Source organism: Pedobacter cryoconitis, from assembly GCF_014200605.1.
GTDB classification, from domain to species: domain Bacteria; phylum Bacteroidota; class Bacteroidia; order Sphingobacteriales; family Sphingobacteriaceae; genus Pedobacter; species Pedobacter cryoconitis_B.
The window spans coordinates 133565-149515 of the sequence record NZ_JACHCE010000005.1 but is presented as its reverse complement, the minus strand read 5'-3'; the positions used below and the strand labels follow the sequence as shown (position 1 = coordinate 149515).

Annotated in this window: 10 protein-coding genes; 3 read left to right on the top strand and 7 right to left on the bottom strand. The window is 39.4% G+C overall.

Features of this window, described 5'->3' with window-relative positions:
• Positions 1 to 9 precede the first annotated feature (9 nt).
• Both HDE68_RS16225 and HDE68_RS16220 read left to right on the top strand, forming a co-directional pair.
• Positions 10 to 1323, top strand: a complete 1314-nt coding sequence (locus HDE68_RS16225; RefSeq protein ID WP_260171790.1) for a sensor histidine kinase — start codon at positions 10 to 12, stop codon at positions 1321 to 1323.
• A gap of 38 nt (positions 1324 to 1361) precedes the next feature.
• Positions 1362 to 2414, top strand: coding sequence for a ferredoxin--NADP reductase (locus tag HDE68_RS16220; RefSeq protein WP_183883275.1), 1053 nt, complete (start codon positions 1362 to 1364; stop codon positions 2412 to 2414).
• Positions 2415 to 2779: 365 nt separating this feature from the next.
• Here the strand turns inward: HDE68_RS16220 and HDE68_RS16215 are convergent, their stop codons facing one another.
• Both HDE68_RS16215 and HDE68_RS16210 read right to left on the bottom strand, forming a co-directional pair.
• Complete coding sequence (locus HDE68_RS16215; protein WP_183883274.1) at positions 2780 to 4054, bottom strand: glucose-1-phosphate adenylyltransferase; 1275 nt, start codon at positions 4052 to 4054, stop codon at positions 2780 to 2782.
• A 9-nt stretch (positions 4055 to 4063) separates the two neighbouring features.
• Positions 4064 to 5470, bottom strand: a complete 1407-nt coding sequence (locus HDE68_RS16210; RefSeq protein WP_183883273.1) for a glycogen synthase — start codon at positions 5468 to 5470, stop codon at positions 4064 to 4066.
• Positions 5471 to 5817: 347 nt separating this feature from the next.
• Here HDE68_RS16210 and HDE68_RS16205 point away from each other — a divergent pair, with 347 nt between their 5' ends.
• Complete coding sequence (locus tag HDE68_RS16205) at positions 5818 to 6603, top strand: hypothetical protein (protein WP_183883272.1); 786 nt, start codon at positions 5818 to 5820, stop codon at positions 6601 to 6603.
• Between the two features lie 94 nt (positions 6604 to 6697).
• On the opposite strand, the gene HDE68_RS16200 is transcribed toward HDE68_RS16205, so the two are convergent.
• From HDE68_RS16200 to HDE68_RS16180, 5 genes are read right to left on the bottom strand one after another with little or no spacing between them, the layout of a single operon-like run.
• Entirely contained in the window at positions 6698 to 9301 is a 2604-nt protein-coding gene (locus HDE68_RS16200; protein WP_183883271.1) for a BamA/TamA family outer membrane protein, read from the bottom strand.
• 25 nt (positions 9302 to 9326) lie between these two features.
• The gene (locus HDE68_RS16195; RefSeq protein ID WP_183883270.1) at positions 9327 to 11684 is read right to left on the bottom strand and encodes a GAF domain-containing protein; all 2358 of its coding nucleotides are present in this window, start codon (positions 11682 to 11684) and stop codon (positions 9327 to 9329) included.
• Between the two features lie 39 nt (positions 11685 to 11723).
• Complete coding sequence (locus HDE68_RS16190; protein ID WP_260171789.1) at positions 11724 to 12596, bottom strand: SdiA-regulated domain-containing protein; 873 nt, start codon at positions 12594 to 12596, stop codon at positions 11724 to 11726.
• Entirely contained in the window at positions 12593 to 14656 is a 2064-nt protein-coding gene (gene ppk1 / locus HDE68_RS16185; protein ID WP_183883269.1) for a polyphosphate kinase 1, read from the bottom strand. Before ppk1 ends, HDE68_RS16190 begins: the two co-directional genes overlap by 4 nt.
• 7 nt (positions 14657 to 14663) lie before the next feature.
• Positions 14664 to 15938: a Pycsar system effector family protein gene (locus tag HDE68_RS16180; protein ID WP_183883268.1), complete on the bottom strand. Its 1275-nt coding sequence runs from the start codon at positions 15936 to 15938 to the stop codon at positions 14664 to 14666.
• Between the last annotated feature and the right edge of the window lie 13 nt (positions 15939 to 15951).

Sequence of the window (15951 nt, the reverse complement as noted above, 5' to 3'; positions counted from 1 at the left end):
ATCAACATCATGATAATCAACGCACTATCTTTCTTACTTGGTTACCTGATCCTTAAAACACAGTTGTGGTTCACTATAGCCGGTGTTTCCTGTATCCTGATCATCAGTATTTTTTCATTATACAATTATATTAATCAGATCAGGGCTGATATTAAACGTTTCATTCTTGCGGTCAAGACCCGTGACCACACCTTAAATTTCAGAAATAAAAGTACCAAAGGAAGTTTTCCGGACTTATATGAATCATTTGATGAAATCATCAGGACCCATAAAGATATCCAGCTGGAACAAGATGCCATGTTTCAGCTCATCAGGACCATTCTTCAGCAAGTTCCGGTGGGTGTAATAGTCCTTAAAGATAATACCAACCCTGATCAGGCTGAAATCTCTTTTTTCAACGAAGCTGCTGCTGCCCTGTTAAAAGTCCCATCCTACAAATACTGGCATCGTCTGAAAGAGCATTTGCCTATTTTCACCACAGAAATTGAGTCCATACAAAAAGGAGGAAAAAGATTTCTGGAGCTTAAAATCCAGGAAAAGCTTATTCAGCTATCGACCGAAGTCATCCCTATAAATTTATACAACACCAATTACCGGATTATTTCCTTTCAGAACATCAAAGATGAAATTGAGCAGAAAGAAATAGAAGCATGGAACAGGCTTATAGGTGTAATTTCCCATGAGATACTAAATTCCATTACCCCGATCAGTTCCCTTTCCGATACCGTGAATAGTATGGTATCCAATAAAGACGCTTTAAACAAAGAAGAGCTGGAAGACCTTAAACCTGCTATTCAGGCTATCAAAAGGCGCTCGCTTGGTCTATTGGATTTTGTGAAAGATTACCGTCTGATTGCTGAGCTGCCTACCCCCGAACTTGAGTCCCATAGCATAGGTGATATTCTGCAGCATATTCAGGTCCTGATGCAACCCTTTGCTGCTGCAAAAAACGTCAAACTTTCTATCGGGCAAACCTCTTCAAAGATCACCGTCAGCGTAGACTTAAAACTAGTAGAACAAGCGATGATCAACCTGATCACCAACAGTATCCATGCTCTGGAAGAAGTAGATCAGCCAGAAATAGAAATCGATTACCGTTTAGAGCAGAACAAACTGTTCATTGATGTGAGTGATAACGGTAAAGGTATAGAGCCAGAGCTTGCAGAAAAAATATTTGTCCCATTTTTCACCACCCGTAAAAACGGTTCCGGAATAGGCTTAACCATTACCCGCAATATCATGAAAATGCATTATGGAAGCCTGGAGGTGAGTTCTGTACCACATCAGAAAACCATCTTCTCCCTTGTCTTTAACTATGTATAGAAACCCTGTTATGAAATAAATCAATAGATTTGTATTCTATGACCACCTTGCAATTACGTATTACTGAAATTTCGCAGCGCCCTGGAAACAATGTCTTCATTCAATTTGAACCTGTAAACGGAATAATCCCCGTATACGAGTCCGGACAATTCCTGACTGTTCTGTTTCAGGTCAATGGCAAAGAAATCAGGCGTTCCTATTCCATTTGCAGTTCCCCTGCAATAAACGAGCCTTTGAGCATAGCTGTAAAACTGGTAGAAAACGGAGAAATTTCAAAATACCTGCACCACAAAACTGCTGTTGGTGATATTCTGACAGTTCTGCCCCCTACAGGAATCTTCACTTATAGTCCTGTAAAAAACATCAACCGTACAGTCTTCCTGTTTGCAGCCGGCGTAGGTGTCACACCTGTATATTCCATCCTGAAAACAGCCCTATTAGAAGAAGAAAACTCAAAAATAGTTCTGATTTACAGTAATCGTTCCGCCACAACTACCCTCTTCTACGAAGAATTAAATGAATGGCAGAAAAAATACCCTGAGCGCTTCAGGCTGATCTATCTGTTCAGTGATTCAAAAAACCTGCAATTTGCCCGTCTGAACAGCTTCTCCTTCTATGATCTTTACAACACAAACATCAGGTACGACCAATCGGATGCCTTATGCTACACCTGCGGGCCAATTGATTACATGGTCATGTGCCGTATTTCCCTGCTGGGATTGGGTTTCCGTCTTGATCAGATAAAAAAAGAAACTTATTTCATCCCCGAAGATGAAGCAGACGACGATGACATGACGGAGAAGGTCATTAAAGATAAAAGCACTTATACTGTAATCCTGGAATTCAATAAAAACGTCTACCAGTTAGAAGTTCCCTGGTATAAAAGGATTCTTGAGGTCGCACTAGCGCATAACATCAACGTTCCCTATAGCTGCGGAGCCGGCATATGCAGTTCTTGTGTCGCATCCTGCACCGAAGGCAGCGTCAGAATGGATTATAACGAAGTCTTAACCGACGAAGAAATAGCAAAAGGAAGGGTACTCATTTGTACTGGTCATCCTACACAAAACAATACAAAAATTGTTATATAAGTTTCTTCTAAGAGGTTATCCAAATAGCTATCCTGATCAGCAATCCAAATGGCTACCCTAGGAGGTTATCCAAATAGCCATCCTGATCAGCAATCCAAATGATCATCCTAAGAGGTTATTCAAAAAGCTATCCTAATAAGCAATCAAATAGCTATCCTTATATGCTCTCAAAAAGTTTCTCCCTAGTAACCAACAACCAACCCTTTATAAAAAAAATCGCATTGTCACGTTTACCGGCCAGTCTGAGTGTCATGGAAATCGGATCAATAAAAAAATGCTTAGCTGTTTCACGGACATTGTTCATCCCTTCAGATGAACGCGGTCCGTGAAACAGCTAAGCATTTTTTTATTGATTAGGGAGCGCTTTACCCGATGACTGTCCCGTCAACGATTACGGCATCTTTTTTTATAACTACAATACCATCTTTAACCGCATAAAACTCATAATCCCCATCTTCCAGATGTTCTCCGCCATTAATTGTAACATCGTTTCCGATCTTGCAATTCTTATCAACTATCGCATTATAGATCTTACACCTATCTCCTATTCCAATTAGCGGTCTTCCTGCAGCATTCTCTTCAGCAATCTCTGAAAGCGTCTGATATCTGTCACTGCCCATGATATAAGCATTTTCAACAGAAGTACCGTTTCCAATTCTCGATCTGATACCAATTACTGAATGTTTAATCAAATCAGCATTTAGAATACAGCCTTCGGCGATCACTGCTTTCACTAGCGAAGTACTCAGGATTTTAGTTGGCGGTAGCATTCTTGGTCTGGTAAAAATACTCTGATTGCTATCAAACAAATTAAACTTAGGAATATCATCAGTCAGTCCTAAATTGGCTTCAAAGAAAGAGCAGATATTACCAATATCGGTCCAATAACCTTCATATTGAAAGCTTAACACCCTTTGATTCTGCAATACCCTTGGAATAATTTCCTTTCCAAAATCCTTTTCATCGGGGTTCTCTGCAAATATTCTAACCAGCAGATCGCGGTTAAAAACGTAGATTCCCATTGAAGCCAGGTAATTTCTACCTTCTGCCTGCATTTCAGGGCCAGTATCAGAAGCCCAGTCAACCAGCTGCTCTGTACTTGGTTTCTCAATAAAAGAAGTAATTATATTTTCTTCATTTGCTTTCAATATTCCAAAACCAGTTGCATCTTTTGCTGTACTTGGAATAGTAGCCAGTGTTACTTCTGCCCCGCTCTGTTCATGTGCATTCAGCATTTCATTGAAATCCATCTGGTAAAGCTGATCACCAGATAAGATCAGCACATATTCAAAATCATGCTGCAACAAATGATGCATAGTCTGACGCACAGCATCTGCTGTTCCCTGGAACCATGTAGGATTATCAGGAGTTTGTTCGGCTGCAAGAATATCTACAAAAGCATCACTGAAATGACTGAAATGGTAAGTATTCTTAATATGTTTATTTAACGATGCAGAATTAAACTGTGTAAGTACAAACATGCGGTGAATACCGGAGTTCAGACAATTAGAAATAGGAATGTCTACCAAACGATATTTACCTGCAATCGGAACTGCTGGCTTAGAACGGGTCTGTGTAAGAGGTGATAATCTGGAGCCCTGGCCACCGCCAAGGATAACTCCTAGTACTTTTTCAGTCATATAGTTAAATTACATTTGGTACAGATCAATATATTGTTGGGCGGCCTTATCCCAGGAATGGTCCAACTGCATTGTATACTTAAGGATTTCTTTTACTTGTTTCTTATTCTGGTAGAGCTCATAAGCCCTTCCTATTGCTTGTCCGACATCGGCTACACTGGTCTGATCATGGCAAATACCAAAACCGCCATCACCAATATCTACTACAGTATCTTTTAATCCGCCAATCCTTCTTACTATTGGAATAGTCCCGTAACGTAAAGCATACATCTGGTTCAGCCCGCAAGGTTCTACTCTTGATGGCATTAATAGAAAATCTGCTCCGGCATAAATCTGATGAGACAGTTTTTCATTATAACCAATATAGGCATTATAATTTCCAGTAAACCAGTTTTTCAGTTCAATCAGCTCTCCTTCAACCTGAGGGTCTCCAGAGCCTAAGACAAGAATATTAATATTCCCGTGGCTGTGTGCTAATGAATTATGAAAAATCTCAGGTAATAAATCCGCTCCCTTCTCTCCTACCAACCTGCCAATAAAAGTGAACAGCGGCTTTGTCGGATCTAAATTAAAAACATCACAGAGAGCAGCTTTGTTTGCTTTTTTACCACTTTCAACTGTCCTTGTATTGTAACTTTTCTCCAGCATCGGATCTTTCTGAGGGTCCCATACTTCATTATCTATACCGTTTAATATTCCGGCAGACTTCCCTCTTTCACTTGCCAGCAGGCTTTCCAGTCCGTTGGCACTATAGCTGATCTCTTCCAGATAACTTGGAGAAACCGTAGTTACCTTCCATGCGCACTTAATTGCAGATGCTAAGGGATTAATGTCCTCTTTCCATTCCAGCAAACCAGATTTCCACAGATCAAAAGCTGGCAGATAATGTAACTTATCCCACCCGAATTGTCCCTGGTACTGTGCATTATGAATTGTAAGTACGGTAGGGATATTTCTAAGACTTTTATATTTTTCACAATTCCCGGTCATAAAAGGGACCAGACCAGTATGGTGATCGTGACAATGAATAACGTCGGGGCGATGTTCCCACTGGCTTATCCAGTCTAATGTGGCAATCTGATAGGCCAGAAAGCGTTCGGTATCATCTTCATAACCGTATACTTTATCGCGGTCTGTCAGACCAGCGATGTAGACCAGGTACAGGTCAAAGCCTAGTTTATTAGTTTTCTCTCTGAATATGCGTACAGGAAAATTACGGCTTCCAAGATTGCCCCAGGCATCATAGACTACTTCAAATTCATTTTGAAGCATAAATGAGTTGTTGTAGGCAGGCATCACTACTTTTGAAAAGTGGCCAAGTTTGGTTTGGTATTTTGGTAATGCGCCTACTACATCTCCTAATCCGCCCACTTTAGCTATCGGATAACATTCTGCACTGAGATGAATTATTTCCATAAATTATTTGACGTATCGGGATAAAGGAATGTTTTTAATTGCTGCTGTTAAAATATGAGTTATAACCCAAATAAACGCAATTGGTTTTCATTAAATCATAATATTTTTTTGGGATTACAATCAGGAATCTTCCTGGAGTAACTATGAATAAGCAGGGCGGCATCACATAACCAACGTAATCACAGCCTGCTATTTCAGGTCATCATGATCAATAAGAATAAAAGGCTTCAAATTACTGAATAAAGACACTAAAAATCACTTTAATGATATTTATTTAATTAAATAAACAATTAACAGAATAATGGGATTAGTTTTAGGTTTTAATTAAATCTAAAATTTTTGATGATATGAACGTTTATAAGAATTTGTTTTTAATGCTGGTTATTGTTTTTGCCGGTTGTAAAAAAGGGGGCGAATCTACGGAAGATCCAGGAGGCATTGTTCCGCCGGTTGTTGAAACAGACAAGAAAATACTAATTCCGGTTCAGCTTGGGACAGGGAATTCAAAGACAGTCATGAGTTATACTGAGGGGGCCGCTTTTTCGAAAATCGAGTATGGAGATGGGACAAGTATTGGCTTTACGTATAATAATACAGGAAAGCCCCTGGGTCTGGAAAGATTTAAGAATGGGGAACTGGTTTCTCTGACAGATTATGAACTGGATGAAAATGGCCGGGTAATTATAGGCCGGATGGCCATCAGGAAAGGAAATAATTATGTGCTGAATGGACATTATGAACTGAAGTACAATGAACTGAACCAGGTAGCAACAATTAGTTTTATGGACATTAATGAGCAATTACTTGGCAAAGTAGAAAGACGGTATGATCAGACCGGCAACCTGATCGGGGAACGAAGTACCAAAGTCGATTTAACTTATAGCTATGACCTTAAAAATGGGTTGTTTAAGCATGTTAATTATGCATGGCTACTCACAATTGAGGAGAATAAAAACCTTTTTTTATCAGGGATTAATAATGTGAAAGAAATTACCGATGCTTTAAACAGTGGAAATACACAGAGTTTTAGCCATGTATATAATAAAGACGGGTACCCGGAGACAGTTAATACAGTGATTGGCGGGACAAAAACTGCTGTAAAAGTTAGTTATAAAGAGATTGGGGTAAATTAAGCTGAAGACTTTCTGTACTGTTGTGTGTTTTTGTTTCAGGCTGCCGGTAATAAAGCCGGCAGCCATTTTGATCCTGTAAAACTGATTTCTCAGTTTAGAAATTAAAACCAATGGAGATATAAGGCATTGTACTTTCTTTTGAAAACCCTACTGCCGCCTGTATCAGGATCAGGTCTGCAGGAACAATATAGAGTCCGCCGCCGTAACCATGATGCCACTGATTAGAAGATTGGCCTGGCATCCAGACACGGCCTACATCGTTAAAGCCTAAAAGGCCAACTGATCCCGGAACGATATAAGAAGTAAAGTCAAATAGTTTAAGACGAAGGTCAAGGTTATAATAGAGCATAGATTTCCCTGTGAAACGGTTAGTATGGAAACCGCGCAGGTTATGTACCCCACCTAATTGCATTTGCTGGAAAAATTCGGGATTCCCTAAGGTTGTCCCGCCGCCTAAACGGTTCGCTATAACAAAACCGCTATGCCCCGGGTTAATATAATAACGAAATTCCGATTGTATTTTTCCATAACGTTCATGATCAGTATTCAGCTGCTGGTTAGCAGTGATCCTGGTATTCCAGTACATCCCTTTTTTTGGAATAGCAATGTTATCCCTGGAGTCATATTTCACCTCAGTAACCAATCCTGCATAAACACGATCATTAAAAACCGATTCTTCCGGGTTAGTCTGATTGAAGTCATTCAGGAACCTATGTTCATTGCCCTGACGGCTGCTTGTATAAAACTCTGTAGCCAATCCACCACCAATTGTCCATTTATCGATTTTTTTATAGAGCTGAAAATCTGCTGTCAGGTAATCGTAACGGTTTCTGTAATAAGACATCCCCTTTGGGTCATCTTTGATAAATAAAGTTTCATTCCCAAGGCCAAAGAAGTTACTCAGGTTATTTGGGCCCAGGAAGTTTGCATTAATCTTGAAATCTGTATTTCCTATAGCTTTTTTAAAATCTCCGGCATAGCTTAAAATAAAAGATTGTCTGCCTGTCGAATAATCTACCCAGAATTCCTGGTGAGATGCATATGGGGATTTTCTAAAACCCTGTTTCTCCAGAATTAGCCCTGCTCCTGCCTGAATGCCCTGGTCAATATTATAATTGACATGGAATAAAGGGCCGAACTGATCAAATACAAAACTCTTCTTATTATACTGGTTCACAGCTGTATCTGTTGACAAAAGAAGTTTTGCCAAAGATGGAGATGGAATTTCATTCTCCTGGTCTGAGCGGTCGTAAACATAAGTATTAGATTTATTTTTCAGATCTTTACTAATCTCAAAACGGTCCTTACCATCACCGCCAATCATACGGACCGTGATTGGAGACTTAGTCTCTCCGGTCACTTCAAAAACATCATCCCCACCCATACCGTATAACCGGATTTCGCGGGTCAGCTTGTGGTCAAAAGTACGGTGATATAACTTCCGGCCTGTTTCCCCATTCTTTTTAATATTATTGACAGTCAGCTCAATATTTCCATTTTTCTTGTGCCTGACTTCAAAATATTCTCTTTTATCAGAAGCAGGAATTTCAACAGTAATTGCAAGAAAACGATAATATGCCAGCGCACTTTTCTCCAGATTATCTTTGCGGGCAATCATTATTTTAAGGGTTTCCTCCCCGCCTTCTGCAAAAATATTGGCTGGCATCAGCAGCATTGCCTTTCTCAATATGGCAGATGTTAGCTTCTCCTGTACATAGCTGATTTCTTCTTTCCAGTCTTTTTCACTCAGGCCACTCAGAAAATATCTGTCGAAATAACGCTGGTTAAAATTCCACTGGTCAACCGCCCTGATTTCCGGATCATATGGTTGCAGGTTAGCTTTCAGCCACTGATGAGAAAGTATCCAGGGGAATACACCAGAGGTTTTATAAAAAACCTTATCCCGGTCACGCGGAACAGGGATATACACTTTTTCATCTTTCTTTTTATCTTCTATTTTCAGCCATCTCCAGTTGTCTTCATGCCTGTCCCAATCACCCACAATAAAATCAAGGAGCCTTGCCCTTAATACTAATTTCTGTTCGATATGGGTGTCATTGTCTTCTTCGGCTTTTCGCTGCGCTTTGATCGTATTATCACTTTTTTCATAACCGGCTGGCATGCGTTCTTCTAAAAGATAAGCTGCATTGGCAAAATCTTTTCTATACTCACCCAGACCGGGATCATCACCAATATAAACGATCTCAGGATTAGCATGGGGAATATCAAGCGCATCTGCTAAAGGGGGAACAATCAATGCCGAAAAAGGATGCCCGGTAGAAATCTGATCCTGTACAATATCTTTAGCAATAGTTGCCCTCAGGTTCTTTGGAAGACCTCTTTCGGGATATTTCTGTATCGTTCTCAGCGCCCATTCACGTCCCGAAGCATCTTCTAAACGTAAAGACCTGGTCTGCATTCCTCCACCCAGTTGTATAACTTTCATCCCCCCATGTTCTTTCTGCAGGTCAACAATCCGCATACGTACAGGGGTAGCCCATAACTTGCGGTAGTTTTCACCTAAAAAGAAACGGTGTGTTTTAGAAACAGAATCATAGGCAGGGGAAATCGCTACGGTAATAGAATCCTTTGTACGCTGCTGCTGTGCATTTGTCAGGAACGGCAAAAAAAAAGACAGGGTAATTAATAATACTGCCGGATTCGCTTCTATCTTATATTTTCTGGGTATGATGTGCATTAATTTAATCTGTTTTTAGCTTAATCTATTTGATGACTACTTCTACACGCAATGCTTTAAGTCCTTCAACCCCTTGTAATTCTTCTACTTCAAGGTATTCGATCTGATCTGTCAGCAACTGCTCTTGCTGTAATTTACGGATATAAGCTATATATTCATCTGCTTCTGAACCATTGAAGTAGACAATTGCAATTTTTCCTGGTTGTGTCAAACGTTCCGTACTGTCTTTGACATGGGCTTTATCAATTCTTTTCTTCACCATCTGATACCGGATGTTATAACTTCCTTCGACATCAAATCTTTGCTCATCAATACGGAAACTAATGTCAATAATCTTTTCATAAACAAAGATTAACTGCGTAGTCTCCATAGGGATAGCCAGTGATGGTTTCAGTTTAGCGGTTATCCTGGTTATCTCAGCGATTGCTTTCAGCTGCCTCAATCTGAAATCGGCCAGTAAGTCTGCTCTGAAATCTATATCTGGAGCTATTGAATGGCCCAGATAAATATCAAATTCTACCCCGTCAGTTCTGAATTTCTCAAAATAACAAGGATACTCCAGTTGCAATTCGGCATTGAATTTATCCAGATGTCCGTTCACTGCACGGTTAATGGCCTGCATGCTGGCTTCATAATTATCCCTGTTCTCAAAAATCTTCCCTCCTGGACGTGTCAGTTCAAAATATTCACCGATTATCTTTTCTGACTCAGGGTAAATTTCTTTGAGTACATTCAGATAAGGAGGAAGCTGATGTTGTAAGTAATCATCAGTTTTCATAATCTCCCGGTCAGATATCTCATCAAAACCTTTATGGTCCCATGCGGATTCCTGTCTCGGAAAATCATCTTCCAGCACTTCAGGTATAATCGATTTCAGATTTCCCAGGGTGATTTCCAAAATCTCAAAATGGGCAAACAGATCTTTCCTGATCATCAGGTTACGTTCAATACTGGAATTTCTGATATCTATCGCTCCATAAAAAGGATGTACATCCTTAAAATAAATCGGTTCTATAGGCAGATTTTTTTCCCAGCCGCCCGAAACCATATAGTTGTAAGCTGCCTGATTAAAACGCCAGGATACAGAAGGCTGCAGGGACGTAAACTTATCTGTGACGATTGCAGTAATTTCATTGTTAAAATCAATAATAACATTCTGATAAAGCTGGGCCAGCAAAGGAAAGGCACTTTCAATTTTAGAAAGGGTATTGCCATTAAAAGCAGACCTGTCCCTGGTATAAAGCTCTAAACAGCCGATCAGTTTCGCATTGTAATACAGTGGAAAAATAGCATAAGATTTTATACCTGCATCTGCAATCAGCTTTAGCATCGGATAGGTAGAATATTCTTCCAGATTAATTTCCGGAAAAATCAACCTGCGTGGATTAGCAACAAACGTTTTAACTAATTCAGCATATTCTGCTTCTGCTACCCCGTTGAGTTTGGCCTGCTGGATGATGACACTTTGGAAACCTTCATGGAAATAAGGCAGGGTCTTGTCGTTCAGTTTTAAATAAGGCAATAATCCAAATTCTATCTGGTCACTTCCCACCAAAGATTTCAGTGCAGTAGAAATTGCAGAAGTACTCCATCCTACCTGACACTGATTATGCGAAATAATAGCATTCTTAATAGATTCCAACGCATAATCGGCCGTAATATCCACTAAACTGACAATAGCAATACCTTCGACACGAAACATCTCAGAAGGTAATAAAGTAGTCAGCGTTTCCAGATTACTGCTTTCATCCTGCATGTACTCTTTTACATTTTGAAGGGTAAGTTCAGGTAAAGCTCTATTACTTGTAATCTCAACAAACCGGGTATCTATATTTAACCGGTAATATCTAAGCAGCTGTGTCTGATGATCAACAATAGATTTTATAATATGCTGATTGGTTGCCAGGCTAAAATTGTAAAACTTCTGCATCACCAGGTTGTACAGGGTTGTCAGCATTGTATTTTGCAATTCCTTTTGAGAAGGAAGTGCCAGATCAGTATTCAGACTCTCTTTTTTATCATCCAGTAAAACCTTATAAAAAGCATTTGTTCCATAGTAAAAACAAGGGCATACAGGTTTACTCAATGCCCAGAGCTGCTCTTTTTCATCATTAATGATGGGTGACAACGCCGTATATATCAGTTCAAACAGGTGATTGTACCTGTTCACACTGGCTGCAGGAATAGGCTCCATTAATTCTGGAAAAGCAGAAAACTGCTCCAGCAAATAGTTATAGAAATTTATTTTGGCCGTTTTTTCTACTTTGATCTTTTCAGTAAGAAATGTAATAAATGGTTTTAATGAAAGCCGGATATCAGCCTTCATCCCATTTTCTTCATTCCCACACACGTACTTGTTCAAGTCGATAGTTATTGCCTGCATTTTTAATTTTCAATTAGAAGCGTTAAATTCTTTGTTTTTTTAAGGTTTAAACTTAAACTTCAGGATATTCCCCGAATTCAGTTCATCCCCTTCATTAGAGATGTAAAGGTTCATCTCTTTATCAAAAGCCAACCCCTCGGGTTGTACAAAAGTAGCGGTGTTTAATCTGTGTACACTTTTAACTTTCCAGTCCGGGCTGGCTACAACCAGCAATTTATTGACTGACGAAAGAATATACCAGTCTCCGGAATGCGGATCTTTAGTTAAGGCTGATGCTTTTAAGCCTGTTTTAAGGATCTGACCTTTATCGATCAGCGCCCTTAGATCCATAGAAAAAGTACCTGAGGCAATTAGTTCTTTTTTAGCCGGGTTATAGGTAAAAATAGAACCCGACATCGTTTTATCCTTTTTATCCTGTTTACAATTTTTACAAGGGAGGTAAAGCTGATTGGTTTGCTGGTCAGCATAAATGCTTTCATATTCTCCATCTGGCAAAATATCATCCCATACTTTGATCTGATCCGCTTTAGCTTTTGTGGCTTCACTAAAAGGGAATGTATACAGCGTGCCATCACTTCTGAGAATGATCACTGTTTCGTTCAAAATTGCCAGATCTTCATAATCACCCTTTTTACCAAAAACAGTATGCTGTTGTTTTTTAATTCCCCATGCCTGTTTGAAAAGACGGCCGTCTTCATCCTGTATAGAATAAACGGTATCACTTTTACCCTTATAAAAGGCAATACCCGAAATCTCCTGCAGACTTTCGGGCATGATAAATTTCTCAGGATGGCTCAAATCATATCCTTTAGGGCTTGTATAAGATTGTCTGGCTGGTTTACAAGCATAAAACCCAATAAGGATAAGGACTGGGATAAGAAAATTAAGCTTTTTCAAGAGTGCTTTTTTCATGTTGTATTAGATTCGGTGGCCTGAGTAGTAATTCCTTTTAGAAAACCATAAATAGCTTCCTGAGAACGTATATTAACCTCTCCGGCACAATAATTATTTTGTAATTCTTCATTCAGTTCAACTGCCTGAACGGTATCCTCTAATTGTAAATTTAAGATTTCTATCAGTCTTATTTTCAATTCCTGGTCATAGATTGGAAAACATACCTCTATCCTCCCGTAAATATTTCTATTCATCCAGTCGGCCGATCCCATAAAAACATCGTTGGAGCCATTGTTATGGAAAAGGAAGATTCTTCCATGTTCCAGATATCTGTCTACAATACGTTTGATCTTAATGTTTTCACTTTGCCCTTTAACCCCGGGAATCAGACAGCATACGCTTCTTACAATCAGCTGAACCTGAACTCCGGCATTCGAAGCTTCATATAATTTAGTAATCAGAACACGTTCTTCCAGATTATTCATCTTGATGATAATACCAGCTGGTAAACCCTTTCTGGCATTAGTGATTTCCCGGTCGGTCAATTCAATAAACTTCTGCTGAAGATTGAATTGTGCAACCAGTAAATGTTCAAAATTAATTGCATCTTCCAGCAGTGGTTTTTTCTTTTTCTTTCTTAAGAAACCAAAAAGCTGTTCTAACTCTGCTAACATCACCTGATTGGCAGTGAGCAGGATATGGTCCGTATAAAATCTTGCTGTAGATTCATTCAGGTTCCCCGTTGCCAGTAAACCCAGGTATTGCACCTGGTCTCTGATTTTCCTCTTTACCAGTGCAACCTTTGCATGGACCTTTAGCTCTTTATTGCTATAGATAATTTTCACTCCCGAAGCTTTCATTCTGGAAGCCCATTTAATATTATTGGCTTCATCGAATCTGGCTTTCAGCTCGACCATGACCGAGACTTTTTTACCATTTTTCGCTGCGGTCATTAAAGCATTGACAATCCTGGAATTATCTGCTACCCGGTAAAGGGTCACATAAATTTCTTCTACGAAACTATCATTTGCAGCTTCATTAAAGAACCTTAATACAGGATCATAGTTTTGATAGGGAACATGAATCATCAGATCCTTTTTCTGGATCTGTTCAAAAAGGGTCTCGTCTTTCTTTAACAGTAAATTTGGTAAAGCAGGCCATTTAGGATAGTTTAACTCTGGCTCCTGGAGCGGGAAATTACTCAAATCCTTCATGTTGTGATAGTATCCACCTTCCACAACAGCAGAGTTTTCTAAATTAAGCGCATAAATGATCTTGTAAAGATACCTGAGCGGTATACCTGGCTGACATAAAAACCGTGTAGCAATTCCCAGGTCACGTTTCTTTAATTCCTTTTCCAGTGCAATTGTAATGTCTTCATCCAGGTCATCAATTTCCTCCTTTATATTCAGCTCTGCATTTCTGGTGATCTTGATATTAAATACACCAATTATTTTTTCAGCCGGAAAAAGATAGTGCAGGTTGTCCCGGATAATATCATCCAGAAACACTACATATTGCTGATCATCTTTACTTACCGCATATAACCTCGGCAAATCATCCGAAGGAATTGTGATCAGTTCTAAACGTTCTGTTCCGGCCGCATCCGATAAGATAACAGCCTGGTACAATTTGTTATTTTCAGCAAAAAAACCGTTTTCATCTTTAGCTACTGAAAACAACCTGATATAAGCCAGAACCTCATTAAAGAAAATCCGGGCCGTCTGATCAGTGATCAATTCAGGAATAGTTTCATTATACAGCCAGTGAATATTTTTGGCTTTCAATGCGGGTAAGATCTGATTAGCCAGTAAATGCCCAAACCGCTGCTGCTGCTGATTGATTAAAAACTGTGCTTTATAATAGTTATTATTTAATCCTGTATTGTCGTCAAAATTATCGATAGCCATCAGTACCGGCATTCTTACCCGATAAAATTCATCCAGATTAGAAGAATAAATAGACAAGAACCTGATTCGCTCCAGTAAAGGGACATGTTCATTCTCTGCCTCCATCAGCACACGCTCATTGAAACTCAACCAGCTCAGGTCACGATTAAAAAAGGAATATTCTTTCATCTGGTCTTTATAAGGCTACTATCGCACTGGCAATAACAAATGCAAGAACAGAAGCAATAATACCGAACATAAATACATTATACGCAATTCTTAGCAAGCGGTATTTACGGCCTAAAACAACTCCCTGAGAATATAAATCACGGATCAGGCTGCCATACAGAAACTCTCTGTCTTCCATCATTTTCTGCATTCCTTCGACATAATCAGGCAGGGCCATCCGGTAAAAATTACCGAAGAACAACAAGTTCACCTTCTTTTCTTCTATGTCCTGATGTGTAAAAGTTCCGGGAGGTACAGTTGGTCTGGTAGCCAGAATTGAAAACACCATGGTCACTACACAGATAACCAGCAGGATTAAAGTAGGGATAATCAAATGCGGGTTATCCTCTAGTTTACGCAGCAGAATACTTAAGATCACGGACAAAATAATAGAGTTGGTGGAAATCATGATGTGTGCCTTATTATCGGCCATATCACTTAATCGCTGGTGGTTACCTGAAGAAATCCTGAACATGGTTTCTATCCCCTTATCAGGACGGTCATTTTTTTTCTTTTCTTCTTTTTTATCTTTCTTTTTATCAGCCACTATTTCAATTTTACGTTCTGCATTTACCAGTTCATGCTGATGTGTGTCACTTTTCAGGACAACATCCTTAACTTTCTCCTCTTTTGCTTTTTCATGTTCATCTTTAATCTGCTTCTCCTTCAACCCATTCAGGTTCAGTTCTTTTTTCGCAGCGAGTAAGTCAATACAGTAATCAGTATGATAGTGATGCGCTTCAAAAAGCATGATTGTTTTTAAACGCCACTCATGCCTATCAATATCTATTCCCTTAAAAGCAATTGCTTCCCTGCGCATCAGTTTATTTCTTTCTTTAAAATCATCGCTGCCCAGGTGAAAAAGATCTGCATCACATACAATTTCCTCTAACAGGCCAACCGGATGCTGAGGCATTTGAGTAGCCAGGATACAATTCATCACCAGGCTGGTGATCTCAGGTTCTGTACCTTTGGATTCCAGAAATTCTTTTGCCTGTGCTGCCCCCCGCTCTTCATGTTTCTCGCAACTGGTTAAATAACCAATATCATGGAACCATGCAGCCGCATTAACAATAAAAAAATCATGATCTGATAATTGGTAATGATTAGCTATTTTCACTGTAGCTTTAACGACCTGTTCAGTATGCTGCAGGTTATGGTAGATTAACCTCTCGTCTTTTTTAGTGTGAAACAAGTTCGAGACATGCGCTCTGACCTGATCTAGTATATCCAGGTAATTCATCTTATAAATATGG

Excerpts from the sequence above, each read along its gene's own strand:
- HDE68_RS16225 (WP_260171790.1), top strand. The coding sequence starts at position 10 with ATGATAATCAACGCACTATCTTTCTTACTTGGTTACCTGATCCTTAAA.
- HDE68_RS16220 (WP_183883275.1), top strand. The coding sequence starts at position 1,362 with ATGACCACCTTGCAATTACGTATTACTGAAATTTCGCAGCGCCCTGGA.
- HDE68_RS16215 (WP_183883274.1), bottom strand. The coding sequence starts at position 4,054 with ATGACTGAAAAAGTACTAGGAGTTATCCTTGGCGGTGGCCAGGGCTCC.
- HDE68_RS16210 (WP_183883273.1), bottom strand. The coding sequence starts at position 5,470 with ATGGAAATAATTCATCTCAGTGCAGAATGTTATCCGATAGCTAAAGTG.
- HDE68_RS16205 (WP_183883272.1), top strand. The coding sequence starts at position 5,818 with ATGAACGTTTATAAGAATTTGTTTTTAATGCTGGTTATTGTTTTTGCC.
- HDE68_RS16200 (WP_183883271.1), bottom strand. The coding sequence starts at position 9,301 with ATGCACATCATACCCAGAAAATATAAGATAGAAGCGAATCCGGCAGTA.
- HDE68_RS16195 (WP_183883270.1), bottom strand. The coding sequence starts at position 11,684 with ATGCAGGCAATAACTATCGACTTGAACAAGTACGTGTGTGGGAATGAA.
- HDE68_RS16190 (WP_260171789.1), bottom strand. The coding sequence starts at position 12,596 with ATGAAAAAAGCACTCTTGAAAAAGCTTAATTTTCTTATCCCAGTCCTT.
- ppk1 (WP_183883269.1), bottom strand. The coding sequence starts at position 14,656 with ATGAAAGAATATTCCTTTTTTAATCGTGACCTGAGCTGGTTGAGTTTC.
- HDE68_RS16180 (WP_183883268.1), bottom strand. The coding sequence starts at position 15,938 with ATGAATTACCTGGATATACTAGATCAGGTCAGAGCGCATGTCTCGAAC.